18 protein-coding genes and 4 tRNA genes are annotated in these 23,351 nt (G+C 37.2%); 12 read left to right on the top strand and 10 right to left on the bottom strand.

Annotation, left to right across the window (positions count from 1 at the left end):
- Nucleotides 1–16: 16 nt before the first annotated feature.
- From motB to cspE, 7 genes are all read right to left on the bottom strand, one after another.
- A complete protein-coding gene (gene motB, locus AACV01_RS14690; RefSeq protein ID WP_004243565.1) occupies nucleotides 17–1,066 on the bottom strand; it encodes a flagellar motor protein MotB in 1,050 nt (349 codons plus the stop codon).
- 2 nt (nucleotides 1,067–1,068) lie between these two features.
- Nucleotides 1,069–1,962, bottom strand: a complete 894-nt coding sequence (motA, locus tag AACV01_RS14685; protein ID WP_004243566.1) for a flagellar motor stator protein MotA — start codon at nucleotides 1,960–1,962, stop codon at nucleotides 1,069–1,071.
- Between the two features lie 134 nt (nucleotides 1,963–2,096).
- Complete coding sequence (flhC, locus tag AACV01_RS14680; protein ID WP_004243567.1) at nucleotides 2,097–2,678, bottom strand: flagellar transcriptional regulator FlhC; 582 nt, start codon at nucleotides 2,676–2,678, stop codon at nucleotides 2,097–2,099.
- A 2-nt stretch (nucleotides 2,679–2,680) separates the two neighbouring features.
- Nucleotides 2,681–3,031 (bottom strand): flagellar transcriptional regulator FlhD, encoded by a 351-nt coding sequence (gene flhD, locus AACV01_RS14675; RefSeq protein ID WP_004243568.1) that lies wholly within the window; start codon nucleotides 3,029–3,031, stop codon nucleotides 2,681–2,683.
- 3,320 nt (nucleotides 3,032–6,351) lie between these two features.
- Nucleotides 6,352–7,050, bottom strand: coding sequence for an MgtC family protein (locus tag AACV01_RS14670; RefSeq protein ID WP_004248352.1), 699 nt, complete (start codon nucleotides 7,048–7,050; stop codon nucleotides 6,352–6,354).
- A 364-nt stretch (nucleotides 7,051–7,414) separates the two neighbouring features.
- Nucleotides 7,415–7,609 (bottom strand): protein DsrB, encoded by a 195-nt coding sequence (dsrB, locus tag AACV01_RS14665; RefSeq protein WP_004243572.1) that lies wholly within the window; start codon nucleotides 7,607–7,609, stop codon nucleotides 7,415–7,417.
- 108 nt (nucleotides 7,610–7,717) lie between these two features.
- Entirely contained in the window at nucleotides 7,718–7,930 is a 213-nt protein-coding gene (gene cspE, locus AACV01_RS14660) for a transcription antiterminator/RNA stability regulator CspE (RefSeq protein WP_004243573.1), read from the bottom strand.
- A 455-nt stretch (nucleotides 7,931–8,385) separates the two neighbouring features.
- Between cspE and AACV01_RS14655 the strand changes: the two genes are divergently transcribed.
- From AACV01_RS14655 to AACV01_RS14620, 8 genes are all read left to right on the top strand, one after another.
- Nucleotides 8,386–8,892, top strand: coding sequence for a YlaC family protein (locus tag AACV01_RS14655; RefSeq protein WP_004243574.1), 507 nt, complete (start codon nucleotides 8,386–8,388; stop codon nucleotides 8,890–8,892).
- Nucleotides 8,893–9,057: 165 nt separating this feature from the next.
- Nucleotides 9,058–9,133, top strand: a tRNA-Asn gene (locus AACV01_RS14650).
- Between the two features lie 234 nt (nucleotides 9,134–9,367).
- Nucleotides 9,368–9,443: transfer RNA gene (locus AACV01_RS14645), tRNA-Asn, on the top strand.
- 334 nt (nucleotides 9,444–9,777) lie between these two features.
- Nucleotides 9,778–9,853: transfer RNA gene (locus AACV01_RS14640), tRNA-Asn, on the top strand.
- A gap of 248 nt (nucleotides 9,854–10,101) precedes the next feature.
- Nucleotides 10,102–10,177 (top strand) — tRNA-Asn (locus tag AACV01_RS14635).
- Nucleotides 10,178–10,363: 186 nt separating this feature from the next.
- The gene (pyrC, locus tag AACV01_RS14630) at nucleotides 10,364–11,416 is read left to right on the top strand and encodes a dihydroorotase (RefSeq protein ID WP_004243575.1); all 1,053 of its coding nucleotides are present in this window, start codon (nucleotides 10,364–10,366) and stop codon (nucleotides 11,414–11,416) included.
- Nucleotides 11,417–11,628: 212 nt separating this feature from the next.
- A complete protein-coding gene (gene bssS / locus AACV01_RS14625) occupies nucleotides 11,629–11,883 on the top strand; it encodes a biofilm formation regulator BssS (protein ID WP_004248355.1) in 255 nt (84 codons plus the stop codon).
- A gap of 299 nt (nucleotides 11,884–12,182) precedes the next feature.
- Nucleotides 12,183–12,785, top strand: coding sequence for a response regulator transcription factor (locus tag AACV01_RS14620; protein ID WP_004243578.1), 603 nt, complete (start codon nucleotides 12,183–12,185; stop codon nucleotides 12,783–12,785).
- 339 nt (nucleotides 12,786–13,124) lie between these two features.
- Here AACV01_RS14620 and ttrA read toward each other — a convergent pair whose 3' ends face one another.
- The 3 genes from ttrA to ttrB are packed head-to-tail and all read right to left on the bottom strand — an operon-like array spanning nucleotide 13,125 to nucleotide 17,963.
- Entirely contained in the window at nucleotides 13,125–16,205 is a 3,081-nt protein-coding gene (gene ttrA, locus AACV01_RS14615) for a tetrathionate reductase subunit TtrA (RefSeq protein WP_161683148.1), read from the bottom strand.
- Nucleotides 16,198–17,226 carry a tetrathionate reductase subunit TtrC gene (ttrC, locus tag AACV01_RS14610; protein ID WP_004243580.1) on the bottom strand — a complete coding sequence of 343 codons (1,029 nt, stop codon included), beginning with the start codon at nucleotides 17,224–17,226 and terminating at the stop codon, nucleotides 16,198–16,200. Before ttrC ends, ttrA begins: the two co-directional genes overlap by 8 nt.
- Complete coding sequence (gene ttrB, locus AACV01_RS14605; protein ID WP_161683146.1) at nucleotides 17,223–17,963, bottom strand: tetrathionate reductase subunit TtrB; 741 nt, start codon at nucleotides 17,961–17,963, stop codon at nucleotides 17,223–17,225. The genes ttrC and ttrB overlap by 4 nt, the downstream gene beginning before the upstream one ends.
- A gap of 163 nt (nucleotides 17,964–18,126) precedes the next feature.
- Between ttrB and ttrS the strand changes: the two genes are divergently transcribed.
- The 4 genes from ttrS (at nucleotide 18,127) to mdtG (ending at nucleotide 23,012) form a co-directional block, all read left to right on the top strand.
- On the top strand, nucleotides 18,127–19,890 hold the full coding sequence (ttrS, locus tag AACV01_RS14600) for a tetrathionate respiration histidine kinase TtrS (RefSeq protein WP_161683144.1): 1,764 nt from the start codon (nucleotides 18,127–18,129) through the stop codon (nucleotides 19,888–19,890).
- Between the two features lie 10 nt (nucleotides 19,891–19,900).
- Nucleotides 19,901–20,503 (top strand): tetrathionate respiration response regulator TtrR, encoded by a 603-nt coding sequence (ttrR, locus tag AACV01_RS14595; protein ID WP_004243584.1) that lies wholly within the window; start codon nucleotides 19,901–19,903, stop codon nucleotides 20,501–20,503.
- A gap of 74 nt (nucleotides 20,504–20,577) precedes the next feature.
- Nucleotides 20,578–21,519 carry a Kdo(2)-lipid IV(A) acyltransferase gene (locus AACV01_RS14590; RefSeq protein WP_004243585.1) on the top strand — a complete coding sequence of 314 codons (942 nt, stop codon included), beginning with the start codon at nucleotides 20,578–20,580 and terminating at the stop codon, nucleotides 21,517–21,519.
- Nucleotides 21,520–21,803: 284 nt separating this feature from the next.
- Nucleotides 21,804–23,012: a multidrug efflux MFS transporter MdtG gene (mdtG, locus tag AACV01_RS14585; protein WP_161683142.1), complete on the top strand. Its 1,209-nt coding sequence runs from the start codon at nucleotides 21,804–21,806 to the stop codon at nucleotides 23,010–23,012.
- Nucleotides 23,013–23,351: the final 339 nt, after the last annotated feature.

Here is a 23,351-nt window from a genome sequence, read left to right as displayed (position 1 = left end):
CGCGATTACATACAAACTAAGGAGTTGTTTCCTGTTTTGTCGTAATATTTGTCGATTGTGATGGCAAACTTTCCCCAGAAACTCCTGTTTCAACATTTTCCTTTTTTGATTCGGGAAGCTTAGATGTAGAAGAAGACACAGACGAATTCGTCTGTGTATTTTCTCCGTTTTCTTGTGGGGTTTCTTGCCCTGAAAGCAGAGGTTTAATTTCTGATGCCTCTTTTATTGCTGGTGCAACCCGCTCATTTTCATGTACGATTTTCTTTTCTTCCTGCTTAGTTAAAACTAATATACTGATCCTTCTATTCGCCGGAGCAAAACCATCCTCTTTTACTAAGTGAACAGTTGATGCCATACCTACAACCCGTAGTACTTTCCATTCTGCAAGCCCTGCACCAATAAGTTCTCGACGAGATGCATTGGCTCGATCCGTTGATAACTCCCAGTTACTGTATTTGAGTGCACCACTCGCATAAGGAATATCATCGGTATGACCTGATAAACTGATTTTATAAGGCGAGTCATTTAGTATTGGCGCTATCGCAGTTAAAATATCTTTCATATAAGGTTCAACAGTGGCACTACCAACTTTAAACATTGGCCGGCTTTCTTTATCTATAATTTGGATACGTAAGCCTTCGTCCATCATGTCGATTAATAAATGAGGTTTTAAATCTTTTAAGCGAGGATCTTGTAAAATAACTTGCTCTAAATTCTCTTTCAGTTTACGGAATTGCTGTTTTTCATTGAGCTGTTTATCTTCGACACCTTTTGGCAGTACATCACCTTCGTTATACACAGGATCACGTCCTCCCCCTGGTATCGGGTTTGTCACGTCTCCACTAACGCGGCCTTTTTCAATGGCAACTTTTAGAGGTGTGCGAAAATATTCAGCAACACGAGTTAACTCTTGAGGACTAGCGATAGAAAGTAACCACATCACCAGAAAGAAAGCCATCATGGCAGTCATAAAGTCAGCGTAAGCTATCTTCCACGCACCATGTTGTGCGTTGTGCTGTTTTTTCCCTCGCTTTTTAACTCTGATTATCTGTGAATTACTTTTCATAATTACTCTTCTTTCATTGCATCAGGATTTGCCTGCATCGGTGTCCGTACCTGACGTACATGTTCTTCCAATTCAATAAATGAAGGTCTGTCTGCCAGAAAGAGGGTCTTACGACCAAACTCAACCGCTATCTGTGGTGCATATCCATTCATGCTAGATAACAGGGTGGTCTTGATGCACTCCATCATTTTCATTTGTTGACTAGAGCGTTGTCTGATACGAGAGGCTAATGGTGAAACAAAGCCATAAGCTAATAAAATACCTAAGAAAGTACCTACCATTGCGTGACCAATAAGTGCCCCCATTTCCCCAGCAGGTCTATCGGCAGCACCTAGCGCATTAACCACCCCCATAACCGCGGCCACAATACCAAATGCGGGTAATGAATCGCCCATCGTAGAGAGCCCCGCCGCAGGTACTTCACTTTCTTCTTCAAAAGTGGCAATTTCTTCGTCCATTAGCGCTTCAATTTCATAAGGATTCATATTCCCCGTCACCATCAAACGCATATAATCAGTAATAAAACTGAGCATATAAACGTCTTTCATAATGCGAGGATATTGGGAAAAAATGTCACTTTGTTGTGGATTTTCAATATCTCTCTCTAATGCCAACATGCCGTTTTGGCGCGCTTTAGACAGCAAACGAAACATTAATGCCATTAGATCCATATACATCGCTTTATTGTAGTTAGTGTTACGAAGTAATTTCGGTAGGATTTTTACCGTTGATACGATCGCACGACCATTATTACCTACAACAAAAGCACCGATACCGGCACCAAAAATAATTAAAAATTCAGCGGGTTGATATAATGCGCCTAGATGTCCACCTACGAGGGTAAACCCTCCGAGGACAGCACAAATCACCACGATATATCCTAAGAGTACTAACACGCGATATCCCTTTAGCTAATTTCGTTATAGAGAGAATGGCGAACATAACCGCAAGGAGATAGGAGGGGAAGAGGAAACAACTCAGGTTATAGAGTCTTTAATCTATAACCTGATATTTAACTTTCAATCTCGAATCACATTGCAAACTGTTCAAGACCATCCAACAGTTGTAAGTTAATATCGGCAGGATTGGCGGAAAGTTTACGTTTTTTTATTGCCCGAGATGGAGGCTGACAAAGACTACAAACATAATTACTTGCAGGCTGATGTGCGTGTGTAATAAATGAACCATTACATTTGGTACATACAGAAAGTTGTAACATACCACTTTCAACAAAACGAACTAATGTCCATGCTCGTGTTAGTGCTAAAATAGGTTCTTGATCTTTAACGGGCGGACATTGTTCTAAATATAAACGATAGGCTTTTACAACAGCTTCAACACCTACACTCCCCCCGCTTTTTAATAAAAAGCGGTAAGCATTATAAAACATTGAAGAATGGATATTTTGTTCCCATGTCATAAACCAATCTGTTGAAAAAGGTAGCATACCTTTAGGAGGAGGGCTTCCTCTTAATTCTTTGTATAATTTAATTAAACGCCCTCGACTTAATTGCGTTTCGCTTTCAAGCATTTGTAAGCGAGCACCTAAGGTGATTAATTCCATTGCTAGGCGAATATCTTTCGCCTCTCGGACGATACTTTTCTCACTCATTGTTATGCCCGTTTCTTTGTAGCAGAGGTATCATGTTCCGATAGTTGACGGAACAAGTTAGAAGAAAGAAGGATACCAGTATGAATTTGTTGCAAATCATCCACTCTGGATTCTTTAGTGAGTTGTTCTATTGTTTCGCTGTCTTCAAACCGGAAATTACAGATTAGTTGGTTTGTTTCAGCCAACTTAACCAATTGAGGCAATGTTAGCTCTTTTAGTGCATCAGCCATAGAGTCGCTGATACCCAGTCTAAACATTGCGGAAGCCTTTTCTTGGTTAATTAACCTCTGCGCCAAAAGCAAATACGATAAATTTATGTCATAAATATGCTTAAGCAATTCAACCGTACTCATCTCTTTACATCCCGTCCGATTATATTGAACAAAGAGGATCTTGTTTAAAGTAAGATCCCGAGGAAATTAATATAAATGTATATTGAATTTCCAGGCCCCATTTTATGAATATGACTCGTAGTAACACTACCTTGTATTACTTGATTACGATCATTTCAAAAAGTAGCGAGAAAAACATTTAAATTAAAAAGGATTTTAAATGCTCGCCAATATATCACGTTAAGAATAATCCTAACGAGATAACTTTACTCCTTAATGATTAAGTTATTCAACGGATAAAGTAGTCTAATTTAAATACTATGTGAGTTACATCACAAAAAGATAATCATTATTATGGAATTAGTTCATTAACTATTCAAGTAATATTAGTAATAAAACTTGCTGAGAATTAATAAGCGAATCTACCCAAATTAAAATATTAATGATAATTTTTTATTTTATACGATCTATTAAACTTATAAACCTAAAAATACAGCATAAAAAATTGACAAATCTAAAATTGAAGTTTTTTTCGATCACAGTAACATATATTGCCATAGCTCCTCCTCATCTTTGTCTGAACAAAGCACTTGTGTTTAATAAATATTTCTATAGATATAGTTTTTTTAGTCATTTACCGAAAACACCATAAATGATCACTTTTTATTTACAATTGGCATAAAAAACAACCAATCATAATTAATTTGAGTTATCTAATTTTATAAATTAATTAAATAAAAAAAATTACACTTAAAATTCATAAAGATAAAACATAACACTCTTACATTAGCAGGATAAGTTATACAAAATTAAATTCCTAGTTATGCATCTTACCTTATAAATTATTGAATATTTATTTCTATCACATAAAAGTTTTATTAATAAATAATTAAAAATTACTAATCAATAACTAAAAGTGCAAAATAATAAAGCTATATAACTCTTCATACGTGTTTCACTGAACAAAGATTAATCAATATAAAAAAACATGACAATACAGGTAAGATTTATTTATGGTTTTTACGTAACAATCAAATTACTTACCAAGTTTTTTTAGAAAAATAAATATAAATCCATAGGAGAAAAAACCTCATTTAAAAATATAAAGTAATAATAATAACTTTATTTACCCAATTAAATTCGATAAAAAAAATATATAATATTTGACTTATACTTAATATAAACAAAAATAATTTATTTTTTATATTTCAGCCATTACATTTATATAAAAAAATAAAAACACATATAAATAAAAAAAACAGGCTATTATTTAAATAACATAGTATCAATAAGTAAAAAAACAGATTGATTTTATTAAAATAATAAATAATTAATTTATTATAAATAATCAGTGTGATTTTTTTATTTCTTATCCGTTATTCTGATAAAAATAGACTACAAATGAAATAACTATTTCATTTTCAGCAAAAAAGTTTTACCGATCTCTTCTTTCAAAATGATTGAGACATAGAAAATTTAGAATGGAAATTCCAACTTACTCATTTGCAATTTGATCAATCCCTATCCTGCTTTAACGCTCACCACCTAAATATTAACATTTGTATAAATCATTTATCCAATGTCAATATTAACAACTATTTTTGATCAAAATAACCTCTTATTGCCTACTCAATCATCATCATTAATAAACTGTAAAATAGCAAATGTTACTTTTTTTATATATGACAGATAAGATAGCTTAATTTACGACCAAAAATAATACGTTTTTTATTTTTATTTGTCTTTTTTTTAAGCATGTTTTCCGATGGTTTGAGAAGAGTAGCCTTAGCCATTTCTTAGCGCTAATCAGCTAATATCAATGCTTAACAAAAGAGAAGATGGGTTCTTCTAAGAAAGGTATTGATAAAAAGACTGCTTTTTTAAACAAAAAAGCAAACTTATTTTTATCATTTTTATTTATTGTGATATTGATTATCATCAACATTACTCAAATAAAGAGTAGAATTGGTAGGAAATAACTTTTTGACAGACAACACACAATAAGCAGATTGATATAACAAATTTATTCAAAATAGTTATTTATCACTATTTTTTATCATAAAAACAAATAACCTCAGTTACGCAACTCATTACTCAACGATCTCATTTTTATGTAACAAATAAGATAAAAATATTGTTAGCCATCTTTCTGTCACCATCAACTATAATTATTTACGTAACAACGCCCAATAACATGAGCAATAGTTTAGAAGTCGATTAGCCTTTTATCGACCATGTTCTTTTTGATTCTCGCTAACCTTTAGTATTTTCTTTTCCCCGTACTTTTACTTAATCTTTTTAATCATTTTTGTATCATGATATAATACGAAAAATAAGCCTCTAATTATTTCTAATAGAAATTACAATGGTGCATTTATTTCGTTATTCGATAATTTTTTTCTTCTATAAGTCAGACTCATCTTCTTGATAAAGATATAAATAATGTAATATTGAAATAGATATTTTATACAATAAATAGATTAGTATGTTTTTTCAACCAGTATAATAAGATTACTTATTGGTAGCATTTCCCCTACAGCTTGTTTACAAAAAAGAATTTATATCCTAATGATATGTATCAACAATCAACACTTCCCCCCATTCATCAGCTTTACTGTAGCCCCCTGCGGTGTCATCTACACAACTTTTCTCCTCCCCTGACTTGCTTTAAGTGCACTTTTATCAAAAATATTTCTCAAAAAGCAGTAGGTTAACGATCGTCAAATAAAGAATAATGATAAATAATTCATCGAATATATTGAAATTGTTTGAGAATATCATCGAGTGATATGTACGACACCAAAGTTTTCAATAGAGGCATGTAAGTAAATGCATCTTGTCTTAAGCCCTTTAGTAACGATTTTGTGTGCTAGGACAATTAATAGACTCATCAAATGGGTTTTTAGTAGGAAAGCCACTCTACCAACTCGGCTTAACATAATTTTAAAATGCGTTTTTTGATTTAAAATAAGTTTCCATTGATAAATGGTTTTTTATTATAGATAACTTTATTCTTTCATCTAAACAAAGATTGATGATACATGTTATCGTTCTTATTCAGCCATAAACATAGTTTCACAATGAATAATTACACATATGAAATAGGTTACCTTTAACCACCAGTATTAATACTTAGTTAATTTTCTATTATTTATAATGCTAAACTGTATTAAATAGCGTTTAAAATAAGCTAAATTCCCTCGTTTTCAGTTATTGTTTTATATTCTACTTTTGTTGATATTATCCCCACTATTCTTATAAAACACATTAACAAGCTCTATTGCTGTGGGGATAACCTCTATTTATACTCACAAAGTATTATATTTTATATCCATAAAGTATTAAGCAGGATGCTCAGAAGCAATTTTCCAATTAATTGCACTGACACTTTTTTCTAAACTTATCCTGCAAACAATGGCTTCTATCTCTTTTTGCTCAGCTGGGGTAGCCAACACTTCAGCACAAACTTCTAATTGACTAGGCATTGGTGTATCTGCGCTACTTAATGATTGCAATCTGACGTGTAAACCGTTTATGGCTTGCAAAATAAGTGTTCTTACCAAAACTTCATCGTGGGTATCACAAACAATACGAATAGAATAGCGTTGTTCAATATCTGTCGCTTGATATTGCGGTTGGGCATTTATTCGTTGAGCCGCTTCCCGTAATAGAATATTGGCACAAAGAATAAGCAATGTCGCTACGGTAGCAAGTGGATAGAGTCCAAGTCCACATAACACACCAATGCCCGCAGAGCACCAAAGTGTCGCCGCGGTATTAAGACCTCGAATATTCATTCCTTCGCGCATAATCACCCCTGCGCCTAAAAAACCAATACCAGAAACCACTTGTGCAGCAATCCGTCCTGGACTATCGGGAGAAGTTTCAATGGAGCTTAAGATAAATACCGCAGCACCGGTCGCCACTAAAGCATTGGTGCGAAGTCCTGCCATTCTTTGACGCCATTGTCTTTCGGCACCAATCAAAGCACCAAGACACATTGCAACAACCAAATTTAAGATATAAGGAGTCATAGCCATTTTAATTTCCTCCATAAACAATGGCTAAAAAAACACGCCGTTATACGGCGAATGAAGTAATACAACAACGGATCTTTGGCTACAGCACTCTAGGAGGAGGAAATAAGGAGAAAAAAACATAGCACATAAAATCACCTCTTAGTAATAAGAGCATCTCAAGGTTAGTGCGATTCTATGTAAAACGAGGTTCAAGAAGTGCACTGCCCACCGGTAGGTAAGCAGTTTTAGCGGAGAAAACGGCTTACCAATTTGTTTTTTGCATTAATTTACTACTTTGCGTATCCATCTGTTTTCTCTTCGTCAAAATTTGGCTGGTAGTATAAATAGGCCATTGCACAATGTAAATGAACGCTTCCTAAACCAATCATTTTTGTTGTACTGGTCGAACAAAAGTGCCTTCACCACCTTCTTTTTCATTAAAAAACCAAATACCATTCGGATATTCAGGCAGTGAAACCAAGTACATAATGCCTTCATTAAATTCTTCAATCAGTAAAATGGTTCCTTGACGATCTTCACAGCCATCCGTTTTTACTACAACATGATCATTAACGTTCATTTTTACTCCTGATAAAAATTCTCATTATCTTCTTTTTATTTTACCCATAAAGAAAAAGCCTGCCACCAGAAGGTGACAGGCTTGAAGAAAATTTTTAAAAGGCTTTTATTACAGAGCTGTTACGTTAGCAGCTGCTGGACCTTTTGCACCGTTTTCAATTGTGAATTCTACGTTCTGACCTTCAGCCAGAGTTTTGAAACCGTTACCTTGAATGGCAGAAAAGTGAACGAATACGTCTTTGCTTCCGTCTGCTGGAGTAATAAAACCAAAGCCTTTAGACTCGTTGAACCACTTAACTTGACCTTTCATTTTGTCAGACATGTGACTTTCCTATATATCAATAAAACGTTGCCTTCTCGGCATCTACTGGCCTGAACTACCTATAACTTATGGGCACACATGAAGAAAACGGTCAAAAAGCGATGCTGTTTAAAACTCATTAACTTAGAATGTCAATCATAAATCAGGTCTGTATTTAGGCCTTACTCATTAACGCATGAGACAGGGTTAATAGCAATAGTTTTATGCATTGAAAGATTAAAAAAATGCAAATTGCACATAAAAAATACAAATTCGCCTCTATTTTTGTCACTGTGTATAAAATTTATTTGATATTTTATAGCAATTATTAACAGCAAGTAGGAATAGTCTTAATAGACTAACAATAACAGTTAAGCGTCGAATTTAAAAAAACTGTTCTATCTGCTGATCCTGTCTCCATGATAATCTATTCTTAAGAAACAAATTTGCAACATTCATCTTTTAAGGTATTTACAATGAATGTATTAAAAGACATTTTAGAGCGTGATTTAGCACGTATTAATGCCGCAGAAAAGCGTGATGGCAAACCACACTTTAATAGCCAATTTTTAAAAAATCATATTTGGCTTTGCGTCAGTATGGTGTTGTCATATTTATTACTGGCCGCTTTGCTTATTTACTCTCCTTACTTTGGGGTCATTTCGCTGACTCTTTTCACTTTGATGTTTATTGTGATGGCAGGAATACTGCTATTTGATATCAAACCTATTTATAAGTTTGATGATATCGGCGTTCTTGACCTTAGAGTTTGCTATAACGGCGAATGGTATACTTTTGAAAAATTATCTGATGAAGCGATTAATGAGATACGCCAGCACCCGGCTATCCCAGCGCAAATAAAAGAAGACATCAATGACATTATACGCACAAAACAAGAGATACACTTTTATGACGTGTATTTAATCGCATTCGATCCCATCACCAAACCGATTTCGTCAGAAAAATTATCACCCCAAGTCTAATACTATGAGAAATTCTCCGTGTTATTGCACACAACACGGAGAACCTTAACCATTTTTTAGCCATATTGTCCATAAACCAATCAAACAGTTAATTAATCTATTTTTTAACGTTGACACCCTGATATATCATCGCTATTATGCGCCTCGTTCTCAAGAGAACACAATTCCTCCATAGTTCAGTCGGTAGAACGGCGGACTGTTAATCCGTATGTCACTGGTTCGAGTCCAGTTGGAGGAGCCAAATTTAGAGAAGCTCGCTTTATGCGGGCTTTTTGCTTTTCTAAATAAACTAGTCTCTACTAGCCTTTCATGCTCATCAGCGATATCTATATATAACTATTTATTTTTTATACTTTTTTATCAAAAAAACAACAAAACGGTGCACTCTTGAGCAAACAAACATTTTTTTTGTTTTTTTGCTTTACAAGGGAAAAGAGGATAGCTATTATTCGCCTCGTTCTCACGAGAACACGCTTCCTCCATAGTTCAGTCGGTAGAACGGCGGACTGTTAATCCGTATGTCACTGGTTCGAGTCCAGTTGGAGGAGCCAAATTTAGAAAAGCCCGCTTATGCGGGCTTTTTGCATTTTTAATGCCCATTATTTCTTTTCTTATTTATCACTTTTATTCATTGTCTAATTTTAAGACACTGCTGCAAAATGATCTTTAAGTGACTCTTTTCTTACTCATGATATGGCAAAATGTGGCTTTTTAGGGCGGTAAGAATATCAACACAGTATATATACTGTGCCGAAATCGGTATAATTTTAGATAAAACACATAAATCAGTTATTTTTTAACCACTTAAGCTATTATTTTATTTTTTTTACTTTACAACTGCCCTCTCTCTCGCTATTATTCACCTCGTTCTCAAGGGAACACAATTCCTCCATAGTTCAGTCGGTAGAACGGCGGACTGTTAATCCGTATGTCACTGGTTCGAGTCCAGTTGGAGGAGCCAAATTTAGAGAAGCCCGCTTTATGCGGGCTTTTTGCTTTTTAGCCGATAACATCTCACACTGAGCATACTGAAAAATAAATTTTTCTCTGTTTCACCCTATAAATCCCGGCATCTTTTTCATTATCTTGTTCATTATTCGCTGATAATTGATGCAACTTGCTGTTTATCTATCCATTTAAACAAATATCTACGATTGGCCTTTGACATCTCAATTTTACCACTATATGATACACGCCACTTAATGATGTTCCTCCATAGTTCAGTCGGTAGAACGGCGGACTGTTAATCCGTATGTCACTGGTTCGAGTCCAGTTGGAGGAGCCATTTCTATTAGTATTACCCTCGTAACTATTTGATTTTATTCTCTGTTTTCCCTCACACACAATAAAAAAATACCATTAAAAGGTAGCTATTTAATCGTTTTCGTATTACTATTCATTTCCGGCTTGACTATCCAGTCCAATCCAATCGTTGATCTTTCGATTTTCCTAAGACACACGGAGCCGGTATATGACCACTGCACAACCTATCACCCTCACTATTCGCCGTCCTGATGATTGGCATGTTCACTTTCGTGATGATGACATGCTAAAAACCGTTGTTCCTTATACCAGTCGTTATTTTGGCAGAGCTATCGTAATGCCAAATCTTGTTCCCCCGATCACCACCATTGAAGCCGCCCGTCGTTATCGTGATCGCATAAAAGCAGCTATTCCAAGTGGCGATAAATTCGAACCATTAATGACCTGCTATTTAACGGATAGCACTCTGCCATCAGAAGTTGAACAAGGTTTTTTACAAGGCGTATTTACTGCTTGTAAACTTTATCCTGCCAATGCGACGACAAATTCTAGCCATGGTGTTTCCGATATCAATAAAATCTATCCTATTCTTAGTGTGATGGAAAAAATAGGTATGCCATTGCTTATTCATGGGGAAGTTACTGCATCAGATATCGATATTTTTGATAGAGAAGCTCGTTTTATTGATAACGTGATGGCTCCCGTTCGCAAACAATTTCCTGCCTTAAAAATTGTTTTTGAACATATCACCACCAAAGAAGCGGCACAGTATGTCTTAGAGGGAAATGAATTTCTTGGTGCAACTATTACACCACAACACTTAATGTTTAACCGTAATCATATGCTTGTCGGTGGTGTGAAACCGCACTTGTACTGTTTACCTATCCTTAAGCGTAATGTACACCAAGAGGCATTAAGGCAAGCCGTTGCATCAGGCCATTCGCGTTTCTTCTTAGGTACTGACTCCGCGCCTCATTTACAACATCGCAAAGAATCATCTTGTGGATGCGCTGGCGTGTTTAACGCCCCCACCGCTTTAGCAGCTTATGCTAGCGTATTTAAAGAGCTCAATGCCCTTTCTCACTTTGAAGCCTTCTGTTCACTCAATGGCCCACGTTTTTATGGTTTACCGGTTAATGAAGGCACTATTACCTTAACGGAAAAATCCGTTACTGCACCTGCAGAAATTATGAGTGGTGATGAAGCATTAATCCCCTTCTTAGCAAATGAAGATATTCATTGGGATATTAGTGTCAATTAATCAATTAGTGACTTGATATCTTCTTTTTATGCACCATATAACCCCTTATCTGGGATAGTTATGGTGCATATTTTTTGCTATTCCTCATTGCACTTTTCCATTTTCCATCAAAATTTAGCTTTTTTATTGCGCCAAATTTCGTATACTGGAAAGTAACCACTTAGTGGGGGCTTCTCTCTTAGTCAAAACCGGTTGTATGATTAGGAGGTATTATGAGTAGAAAAAATGAAGTTATTCAAACACATCCTGTTGTAGGCTGGGATATTAGCACTGTAGATATCTATGATGCGATGATGCTACGTTTACATTATCTTCCTGAAAACGAACACCATCCAGACAATGCAGTGGTTGATAAAACACTTTGGCTTACTACTGATGTAGCAAAACAGTTGATTTATATTCTTCAAGCAGGTATTGATAAAATTGAATCATCTGAAGATTTTGTATCAGACAACACCAAGCATTGATAAAAAGATAAGTTCGAGAAAAGCATTAAGACACCAAGCAGGAGTACTTTCGTACTCCTGTCTCGTTTTTATTGTTATAATCACCTTTCATTTTTATTTCGTTTATCCCTAGCATTTTAATTTTTCATACTGTTTTTTTATTAGTTATTATTATAAATTAATTTATATTTAATTAAGTTATTATAATTTTCTTTTTATTCGATATATCTTTCACAAAATGATATATAACCCGAATTGACATAAAACTATGTTATCTTTATTTTAATAACTTGAAAATAGATATCACAAGGAAGTTATTAGTGAAAATATTAATTATTGATGAGTGTTACTTTACTCGTAATGGTATTCGGCATTTCTTCTTAAAAAAAAATGTAAGGCATGAAATTATTGATATGTCTTCTATTGAAGAAGCTAATCATTATATTAATAACTCTATGCCTGATATTATTTTTATTGATCTCACTAAATATTGTCGTGAAGTGGCACATTGCCAGCACTTACAATATTTCTTTTCACTGACTCAAGAGTGTCGTTTATACCTCTATATTGATGCCAACTATCCGGACAAAGATAGACCTATCGCCTTGACAAATAACTGTTTTATCCTTGCCAAACGGGTGCTACCTTGGGTATTAGAGAGAACATCAACATTAACTTCTCGTTGCCAAGTTTTTTTCCCCACTTATAAACATTCTCTTTGCTCAATATTTAGCATACAAGAACAAAAAATCATAAATTACTGGATGGGAGAGTTGCCTAACTATCAAATTGCCAAAAAATTAAAAATTAGCAATAGCACCGTTTATTCGCATAAAAGACATATTACTGAAAAAATAAATGTAAAAAATAGAATTGAACTCTTCTTTATATATAATATATTAAAATATATCTATGAGAAATAAATACAAACTTATCGTTTAATGATTGATATATTTTATGGAATAAAATTACGAAGCTAATAGTTTAATTAATTGGAGGAATAACAAATTCCTATTACTTAACATTGAACGCTATAATAGGATTATAAATATGGGTGAATATATCAAAAATTAAAAATATTTAATCACCTAAGAGCAATGTTTTATAACATAAAAAATCTTCTTCATATTCAATATGACACTAAACATATTAATAAGCACAATATGTCATAGAATGACTCACTTCACTCTTACAGCTATCCTAGAGTGAAGTGAGCACCAATAGAGTCATCAACAACAAAAAGGCACTATTGCTACATACTATTAGGCGATACGCTCAATCTTTGCCGGTAATCCTTGACGTACAGAGGCACCAGAAACCCAATCTAACCAAGTATTCGTTATTTCTCGTGTTGGATCAGCAAAGCCTAAGTCGTTTAAGTTAATACCACTACCTATTGCTTTATCCATAGCTAATGGTTGCCCATCTAAATAGTGTTGACGTGAGCCTAGCTCTTTATGCCCATAACCATGTTCAATCGCTAACACTCCAGGCATAACCCCCTCTAATAAACTAATTTCAGCCTCAACCTCTCCACCAGGGGTCACTATGCGCACTTTATCACCATGCTTGATCCCCCATTTTTCACCATCTAGCGGATTAATCGCGACTAAATTGCTTGGTTTTACCATTCTTAAACGTTGGATCATGCCCGTTGAGCTACTTACCACATGAGATTTAAAGGACATTAGTTTTAATGGCCATTGCTCTTGTGGAAAATGTTGATGTATATCGCTACCGTCAGATAAACGCGGTGGATAATAAGTTGGGCAACCACTATATCGCTCACCGGTAATAGCATGATGATTCTTCGCTACATTTTCATTCCAGATCTGTAATGGTTTCTTCCATTGCGGGCCTGTCGCATCACCATTCCATGCTTTATCATAAGGGGCAAAACGACCACCACGAGTATAAATATTCGCCACCCTTAGAACTTCTTCTTCTTTTAAAGTGGCAGTAATAGCAGGAAGAATACGATCGACACCACTTAATAAAATATCTTCATGGCTGGCAGGTGCTACAGGCTGCTCGCCCATAAAGGCAATATTAGCCGCTACACGCAGATAATAATCTTCAGCACGATTAATTGCGTGGAAATGCCCATCTTTATCTTCTAGCGCATTTTCACCAAAGCCGGGTAAGTCTAATGCTTTAGCAACCGCAATGCAGAAAGCCTCCATTGATATAGGTTGACCATCGGCTGTTTTCGCCACACGGGGCTCTACAATCGGCCAACGTGCCGTACTGGCTTTGACTTGTACACCAGACCACGGCGCACTAAATCCCCAACTTTCAAAGTTATGCGTATCAGGCACAATATAGTCCGCCAGTGCAGTGGTCTCATTCATAAAAGCATCGATACCAATAATCAATGGTAGATGCTGTGGATCTTTAAGACGCGCTTCCATAACTTGGCGAATACCTGCAATACCGTATAGCGGGTTCGTCATATTGGTTATCCATGCTTTTAATGAATAAGGATAACCCGCTAATGCCGACCCCAGTTGCTCTGTTAATTGCCCTGCGGCAAACGGATACCACGGTGCTTTAGCAGGATAAGGAGACTCCCCTTTTGCGATCCGTTCACGGTATTCATCAGATTGTTCATAGGCCGCTTTACTGCGCGATAGCACCATTCCTTTAGGCTTAATTTTGCCTTTAAAACTATCCATGTTGTAACGAGGGCCATCTATCGCACCATTAAATTTACCTCCACCGACAGATACCCCCCCTTTCAGGTTTAGATTTCCAATTAAAGCGTTTAGCATGATGACACTCCACGCCGTATAGAAACCATTTCCCCCCATCATGCCACCATGTGAGATAACCGCAGCTTTTCGTCCGTAGTCAGTAAATTCACGCGCTAAGGCAATAATAGTGCTTTCAGGTACTTTACAACGTTCACTATACTCCGCCAATGACATGCGACTTGCAGCTTCAGTTAATAATTGGAAACTTGATTTTACTGTAACCTCAATACCTGTTTTTAATGTCACTTTTTGAGTAACAAAAAGCTGTGCTCTGTCTACTTGCGTCGCTGCTGTAAGCTGTCCATTAAGGGCTATAACCATATTTTGCGCTTCGCCATCGGCAATATCCTCAAGATGCGCGGCGGTTAACATCTGCCCTGACAGTGGATGATTTTCATCACTAATGACTAAATGTGTCGCATTAGTCCAGCTTCGCTCTCCAACATTATTCATCGACACTTCACTGGGCACCGATAAATACTCAGCATTATAGCGTTTGTTTTCAATGATCCAGCGGATCATCCCCATCACCAAAGCAGCATCTGTTCCCGGTTGTACGGGTACCCAATGGCCATGATCATTCGCTAACGTGGTGGTTAATGGCAAAGCAGGTGCCACAACTACATAGTTAAACGAACCACGAATACGCGCATTCGCTAATTGGCGACCTTGACGTTTAAATGGATTACCTGATTGCGCAGGTGAGGTACCTAAAAATAGTGCAAATTCAACATGATCCCAATCAGGCTTCACATGAGCGTTTTTATCCAGATCATTCATTAATGCACCGGAGCCGGCACGATACGCTAATCCACAATAAGAGCCATGAGCACCAAAATTTTTACTACCAAAGGCATTTTGTGCAAAGCGACGAATAAAGCTATCTCGGCCATCATCCCCAGCATTAGTAACTAATAACTGATTTGCTTTAGGTCCTAGGGCTGGCTGTTTAGGATCAATGGGTGTTGCTAAATCGCGGATAGCACGTAAGCCATCAACATGCCCTTCACCAAATAAATCGCCCCCCTCAACCACTTCTTTGATCAGTTGCTCAAAGCTAATTCGTTGCCATTTCCCCTCACCTCGTTTACCCACTCGTTTCATGGGTTCAAGAATACGAGTAGGACTATCGAGGCTTTCCATCATTGTCGCACCACGAGCACAAGCCGTAGAGCGGTTAGCTAAACCACTTTCGCCCCCCATTTTTTCAAAGGCTTCTTTTATTGGCATGTTATAACCAAAATGGATATCCTGAGATAATGGGTGATAAGGATTTCCTGCAATACGTAATACTTGATTATTGTTACGATCGACTCTCGCACGCACACCGCACTGAGTCCAACAACCAAAGCATTGAGTCATACAAACTGCTTGATTGGTATTAGGTTGCCAATTCGCTTTCGCCGTGATTTTACCTTCTGGTAATAAAGAGTTACCGTTGATCCTATCCAAAGTAACCTTACCAGAAGTCCCATCAACGAGACCGTCGACAGCACGCTTAGCAACATCGCGATAACTGGCAGCAAATGCGGCAATACCACCGATAACCAATCCACCTTTAAGCCATTGACGTCTTGTAAACTTAGCCATGCTGTACTCTCCTGACAACCCAACGAATACTTTCTCTGAATATAATGGTTAACGCTATCCAAAGCCCAAATGTTCCAACAATCGCTAATAATCCATCATTACCCAGCGGGAACTGATAAGGATTGGTAATAATGTTATATTTGGGAATATATTGGCTTCCCATTAACATTAGCCAACGTAATACCCACGCCAATCCCATTGAAATAAAAGCCATTACGGTAATAAATGCCACTGAGCGTGCCTGTTTTGCCATTAATCCGCCCATAGCAACAGACACTATCCATAAGGCAATAACCCCTATCGCACTCCACCAGCCTAAACTTCCTATTGCCAATTGTTGCCTAATGGCTTGTCCTGAAATAGTATCCCCCGCAATCCAAAAACCTGTACATACAGCAAGTAACATTAAAGATCCGATAAACCACATAGCCAGTTCACGCTGATACACAGGCTCTCGTCGCGTACCTAATGCTAATAGCGTAGGCAATACTTGCATGGCACTAAAAAACAGTAATATCGGCAGCCAGTAGGTATAAAGCACCGGTCTTGCTTTTAAAATAGAAGCTTCACGGCCGGTATAGAGCAATAAACCTATCGAGGTTAAGGCGCAGGCTAAAGCAACCCAACGCGTTAACTTATATTCACGTTTCCACACTAAACGCACGACCATGGCAATAAAGTACAAAATACTAAATGCAGAGAAGAGTGGCAGTAATAGTGATCCCCATGCCATCCACGACCAAGGTGTTGGATAAGCATAAAAATGCCAAACACGTGCGGTTTGATGGAGATCAGCGGTTAATGCTAAAGGGGCGGTGATCCCCGCCGTAACAGCAATAAAAACCGCAACAGCTTCTAAACGAGGATTACCTGTACGCCCTTTCCAGCATTGCCAGCATGCATAAAGTGTTGCGCAACACGCAATGCCGATAAAAAAGAAATATTGTACTGCCCAAGGTAACCAAAAGTATTCTTGGGGGATCGCTATCACTTCTTGAATTTGCGAAACGGATGAAATCATGAGTGAACCTCCTGCCATAATGCGGGTTGCCCTTGTCCAACTAATGGCTGCACAAATGCATCATCTAAACCAAGATAAAAAACTTGTGGCAAGGTGCCACTTTCTGGTTTAAGTACTTTTAATTCATGTTCATACTCGCGGATCATTTTACTTATTGTGCTGTGTGGATCTTTCATATCACCGATAATACGAGCGCCCCCCACACAAGATTCAACACAGGCAGGTAATAACCCAACTTCTAGGCGATGAGCACAAAAAGTACATTTATCGGCTGTCTGAGTGGAATGGTTGATAAAACGGGCATCATAAGGACATGCTTGCACACAATAAGCACAGCCTACACAACGTTCATTATCAATCACGACGATCCCGTCTTTGCGTTGAAATGTTGCTTGAACAGGACAAACAGGTACACACGGAGGCTCGTCACAATGGTTACATAATCTAGGGAGTAAGACGTTCGTTATTCCCTCTTGCCCCTTGATAGCAACTTGATATTGGTTTACTGTCGTCCTAAATTGTCCTTGTGGCGTTTGGTTTTCAATCGTACAGCTCACTGTACAAGATTGACACCCAACACAACGACGCAGATCGATCAGCATGCCATAACGTTTATCCTCTGAGCCTTCACGGCGCTCTGGGGATAGTTTAATGCCCGCTTGAGAGAGAGGAACCAGTGAAGCACCTGCGGTAAGGACCCCTAATTGTTGTAAGAATTTTCGTTTACCAAGATCCATATTTGTCTCCAGTATCACTCAGTAAATACCTGCCACATTGAGCGAAGGGAATAGAAAATAAGTATTTATGGCATTGTAAAAATTACTGAGTCCTCCACCTATTGTGGTTTACCACATACTCGGTGCGAACTTGATCCAAAACAATATTTAACATTAGATAGTTATGACGATAAAACAGACAATTGGGATAAAAAAAATCGCTAGTTTGAGCTTATTACTGCTCTTTTTTCTACTCTCTTCTTCTGCGGTTGCCAAAGAGTGGACTATTGGTGTGTTAGCGTTGCGAGGCGACGCCTCAACACAAAGACATTGGCAACCGCTTATCGATACCTTAGATCAACAAATACCCACAGATAGCTTTCTGCTGTTACCACTTAACTTGTCAGAAATGAAGCAAGCAGTGGCAGACAAGAGAGTAGATTTTTTATTGACGAATCCAGCGCAATTTGTCCAGCTTGATAGTGCATATCCGCTACGTTGGTTACTCTCTTTACGCTCGGGTTATGAGCCGGATAACACAACAAGAAATGTGATTGGTAGCCTTATTTTGGTGCGCAAAGACAGCGCAATCACATCGATTCATGAATTAGTCGGAAAGCGTGTTGGCGCCATTGCACCAGATGCCTTTGGTGGATATCTGTTAGGTTACAAAGCACTGCGTGAAGAAGGGATTGATCCTGAACAGGATTTTACATTACGTTTTAGTGGTTTTCCGGCTGATGCGTTACTTTACTTATTACGTGATGGCGATATTAATGCAGCGATCATCCCAGTTTGCTTATTAGAAAATATGGATAACGAAGGTCTTATTAATAAAGAAGATTATCGTCCATTATTAAATTATTCTACCAATACTTCTTGTTTAACCAGTACTCCGCTCTATCCTAATTGGTCATTTGCTACATTAGATACTGTTCCTGACACATTAGTGGATAAAGTGACACGAACATTACTCAATGATGAAAGCGACGCCATGAAATGGGGGGCACCCGCTTCTCATTCTCAAGTGGAAAATTTACTCCGAGAAGTCAACCAACACCCAAGGCAGCGACAACTTTGGCAAGATGCGAAAATTTGGGCTATCCAGCACCGTTTTATTATCGGATTATCATTGGGTGCCATTATCTTACTGGTTTTCAACCAAATCTGGATTAGTTATTTGGTCAGAAGACGTAGCCATCAATTAGAACAAGCGCATATCCATTTAAGAGAGCAAAAAGAGGCATTAGAACAAGCTCAGCGTTTAAATATTTTAGGTGAAATGGCGTCAGGCTTTGCTCATGAGCTTAATCAACCTCTTTCTGCGATCAAAAGTTATGCCCAAGGTAGTGCGATCCGTCTAGAAAAAGAGAACAAAAATCATCCATTACTCCCCGCTTTACGACAGATAGACCAACAAGCCCAACGTGGCGCAGATATTATTCGCAATCTACGTTTATGGGTAGGTAAGCAATCAGCAAATAGTGATACAGTGCCACTGTCAGAACAAAATATTGCCCAATGTATTGAACATATTTGGCGGTTATTACGTATTGATGAAAAATATCCACAAGTGACTCTGATCACTAAGATTGATAAACATGATACCCTATACTTACCTGAAACATTATTAGAGCAAATATTATCTAATTTGATCACCAATAGCCTACAGGCGGGTACTAAAGTGCTACAGATAAGCACCCATAAAGCACCTGATAGGTTGTTAATTGTGATCAAAGATGATGCGGGAGGAATGAGCCATAGCCAGCTTGAACAACCTTTCTCCCCTTTTCAAACCACCAAAACAGAAGGTCTTGGTTTAGGTTTGGTGATTTGCCAACGCTTATTAAATTCACAAGGTGCTGATATTCACATAGAAAATCAAAAAGATAAGCAAAATAATGTTGGATTAAAAATCACCCTTATTTTCCCCAATAACAATAATTAGAGGAAGAAAAATGCCAACAATTCATCTGGTTGATGACGATCTCGCCGTCACCGATGCTTGCCAATTTCTATTAGAAAGCTTAGGTTATGCGGCGCAGGTTTGGAATGACAGCGAATATTTTCTCCATAATATTGACCTTTATCAGCAAGGGGTTGTGCTGTTAGACATGAGAATGCCTAAAGCAGATGGTAGACAAGTACATCAATATTTAATTGAAAAACACAGTACGCTAGCAGTGATTTTCTTAACGGGTCATGGTGATATTCCGATGGCGGTTGAAGAAATAAAAAAAGGTGCCATTGATTTTTTACAAAAACCCGTTGATAGCAATGCATTACTCTCTGCACTGAAATCCGCCTTTACTGAAACTGCAACACGCTTTACGGCTGATGATATCCGTCGCCGTTATGCCTCACTGACACCAAGAGAAAAAGATATTGCATATTATGTTATTCAAGGCCTAATGAATCGAGAAATTGCTGAAACTGCCTGTGTTTCTATCAGAACAGTTGAGGTACATCGAGCAAAAGTAATGGATAAAATGGCCGTTAAAAATATCGCAGAATTAGTTACCGCATTACAAGGAATTGATATTGTAGCGCCAAATTTATGACAAAATTTCTGATCTGCGGTAAAAAGTGTCACAATATAGAATATTCATTGGAAAAATAGTAAATAGATAGGCTTATGATAAAGTCACCTCCATTTAAAACATCATTTTTACAGCCCAAATATTGGCTGACATGGTTGGGGATAGGATTACTCTATCTTCTCGTTCTGCTCCCTTATCCCGTTATCTACTGGTTGGGTACACGGCTAGGTCGTTTATCTAAAGTCTTTTTAAAAAAACGTGTACAAATAGCAGAACGTAATCTTGAGCTATGTTTTCCTGACATGCCTAAAAATGAACGTGAAGCGTTAGTGAATAAAAACTTCGAATCCGTAGGTATGGGGCTATTTGAAACAGGAATGGCTTGGTTTTGGCCTGATTGGCGTGTGAAACGTTGGTTTAAAATCAGTGGTAGAGAAAATATTCAAAAAGTACAAGAAACTGGCCAAGGTATTATTGTCGTTGGTATACACTTTTTAACTCTAGAGTTAGGTGCACGTATATTTGGCATGCTAAACCCCGGTATTGGTGTGTATCGCCCTAATGACAATCCAGTTATGGACTGGTTACAAACTTGGGGTCGTTTGCGTTCTAACAAATTTATGTTAGATAGAAAAGATGTCAAAGGTATGATCCGCAATTTAAAAGCAGGAGAGATCCTCTGGTATGCCCCTGACCACGATTACGGCCCACGAAAGAGTGTCTTTGCCCCACTTTTTGCCGTAGATAAAGCAGCGACAACAACAGGAACCTATATTCTAGTCAAAACCAGTCATCCGGCTTTGATCCCGTTTACACCAAAGCGCTTACCTGAAGCAAAAGGTTATGAACTGATTATTTCACCTGCCGTAGCTGATTTTCCCATCGATAGTGAAGAAAACACCGCTATCGCAATGAATAAAGTGGTCGAACAAGAAATTTTACGTGCTCCTGATCAATATATGTGGTTACACCGTCGTTTTAAAACCCGCCCACCTGGAGAAGCTTCTTTATATAATGAGATAAAGAAAGTACACTAGTCCCCATCAGTGACTGTTTTAATAAAAAAACAGTCACTGACAAACAGATTGACTCTCTTAACCAAGATTAAAATACAAGACTAAAATAATAAAATTAGCCATACTCACTACTATTATTTCCTGCAAATAAACACATTATAAAGCACTACCTATCGTTGTTATTTTGTATTATGGCGATATTCTTATTTAAGAATAGATAACCAACATTGAGATAAAAAAGACAACGCAAACACCATTATTCTCACTTTATGTGCTTCGTTTACATTCTTAGATAAAGGAGTGACATGAACCTAAAGCCCCGCAACAATTCTTGGAAACGAAATCTCTACATTGTCTGGTTTGGTTGTTTTTTAACGGGTGCCGGCTTTAGCTTGATTATGCCTTTTCTACCATTGTATGTAGAAGAGCTTGGCATAAAAGATCATGAGTCCTTAAACCTATGGACTGGTGTTGCTTTTAGTATTACTTTTCTCTTTTCTGCCATAGCGGCACCTTTTTGGGGAAAATTGTCAGATAGAAAAGGACGCAAATTAATGCTATTACGTTCTGCCTTAGGTATGGCGATCGTCATGGTACTCATTGGTTTTGCTCAAAATATTTGGCAACTGTTAATTTTACGCGCTTTATTAGGGGTATTAGGGGGGTTTGTGCCTAATGCTAATGCTCTTATCGCCACACAGGTGCCCGTTAAAAAAAGTGGTTGGGCATTAGGAACTCTTTCTACGGGTGCGGTAAGTGGTGCATTAATTGGGCCATTAATTGGTGGAATACTTGCCGATCTCTACGGTTTACGTCCGGTTTTCTTTATTACAGCCGCGGTTTTATTTATCTGTTTTATAGTGACCCTATTTTTTGTTAGCGAAAATTTTACCCCTGTTTCTAAAAAAGATGCATTATCCACCCAGCAAGTTTTTTCATCACTCAAAAATAAAAGATTAGTCATTTGCCTGTTTTTCACCACCATGATTATCCAAGTGGCAACAGGCTCTGTTACGCCTATTTTAACACTTTATATCCGTGATCTAGCCGGCTCTATCAGTAATCTTGCCTTTATTAGTGGTGTGATTGCATCTGTTCCCGGTATTGCCGCTTTAATTAGTGCCCCTCGTTTTGGCAAATTAGGTGATCGCATAGGCCCAGATAAGGTGCTTATTTTCACATTGGGTTTATCTATTTTTATGCTTATTCCGATGGCACTCGTCAGTAATTATTGGGAACTAGGCGCATTACGTTTTTTATTGGGTGCGGTAAACGCTGCCATGTTACCTGCGGTACAAACGCTTATTTTATACAATATTACGCCTGCAATTGCTGGTCGAATTTTCAGCTATAATCAAGCCTTACGAGATGTAGGAAATGTTACTGGACCGTTAATGGGCGCGTTTGTTGCGGCCAATTATGGATTTAAAGCTGTTTTTTATTTCACCGCTGCGGTGGTATTTTTTAATCTTATTTACTCATGGATAAGCTTTCGTACCCCGCAAAGAAAATAGTCAAAAAATCCACCAATAGATTTAGTTAATAGTTTTTTTTCAATAAAAAATTACACTTTCTCTCTTAAAGGTCTAATTGTTAATTTTTTTATTTTATTTTTCATAATTTATTGTTTAATAAGAAAAATATTTACACACCACGTTTACACCTCTTTACTTTTTCTTGTCCTTTTTTTTCAAAAAATTGCAAGGTTAACTATTGCAAAATGAGATTTTTATCGACTTTTGCACTAAAAAATGGTTTATAAAGTATTAAATATGCTTTTAGTCACTGAAGTTCACTAAAAGTGTGTTAAAAATATATTAATTAAATGTAGTAGCAATTGATAACAGAATGAA

It is taken from the genome of Proteus sp. G2609 (assembly GCF_963896135.1).
GTDB classification, from domain to species: domain Bacteria; phylum Pseudomonadota; class Gammaproteobacteria; order Enterobacterales; family Enterobacteriaceae; genus Proteus; species Proteus mirabilis.
Note: the sequence above shows the minus strand (reverse complement) of the source record. Positions and strands in the feature narration are given on the sequence as shown.

Bases quoted from the DNA above. Each gene is read 5' to 3' on its own strand.
- motB (WP_004243565.1), bottom strand. From the start codon at position 1,066: ATGAAAAGTAATTCACAGATAATCAGAGTTAAAAAGCGAGGGAAAAAA.
- flhC (WP_004243567.1), bottom strand. From the start codon at position 2,678: ATGAGTGAGAAAAGTATCGTCCGAGAGGCGAAAGATATTCGCCTAGCA.
- flhD (WP_004243568.1), bottom strand. From the start codon at position 3,031: ATGAGTACGGTTGAATTGCTTAAGCATATTTATGACATAAATTTATCG.
- AACV01_RS14670 (WP_004248352.1), bottom strand. From the start codon at position 7,050: ATGGCTATGACTCCTTATATCTTAAATTTGGTTGTTGCAATGTGTCTT.
- dsrB (WP_004243572.1), bottom strand. From the start codon at position 7,609: ATGAACGTTAATGATCATGTTGTAGTAAAAACGGATGGCTGTGAAGAT.
- cspE (WP_004243573.1), bottom strand. From the start codon at position 7,930: ATGTCTGACAAAATGAAAGGTCAAGTTAAGTGGTTCAACGAGTCTAAA.
- AACV01_RS14655 (WP_004243574.1), top strand. From the start codon at position 8,386: ATGAATGTATTAAAAGACATTTTAGAGCGTGATTTAGCACGTATTAAT.
- pyrC (WP_004243575.1), top strand. From the start codon at position 10,364: ATGACCACTGCACAACCTATCACCCTCACTATTCGCCGTCCTGATGAT.
- bssS (WP_004248355.1), top strand. From the start codon at position 11,629: ATGAGTAGAAAAAATGAAGTTATTCAAACACATCCTGTTGTAGGCTGG.
- ttrA (WP_161683148.1), bottom strand. From the start codon at position 16,205: ATGGCTAAGTTTACAAGACGTCAATGGCTTAAAGGTGGATTGGTTATC.
- ttrC (WP_004243580.1), bottom strand. From the start codon at position 17,226: ATGATTTCATCCGTTTCGCAAATTCAAGAAGTGATAGCGATCCCCCAA.
- ttrB (WP_161683146.1), bottom strand. From the start codon at position 17,963: ATGGATCTTGGTAAACGAAAATTCTTACAACAATTAGGGGTCCTTACC.
- ttrS (WP_161683144.1), top strand. From the start codon at position 18,127: ATGACGATAAAACAGACAATTGGGATAAAAAAAATCGCTAGTTTGAGC.
- ttrR (WP_004243584.1), top strand. From the start codon at position 19,901: ATGCCAACAATTCATCTGGTTGATGACGATCTCGCCGTCACCGATGCT.
- AACV01_RS14590 (WP_004243585.1), top strand. From the start codon at position 20,578: ATGATAAAGTCACCTCCATTTAAAACATCATTTTTACAGCCCAAATAT.
- mdtG (WP_161683142.1), top strand. From the start codon at position 21,804: ATGAACCTAAAGCCCCGCAACAATTCTTGGAAACGAAATCTCTACATT.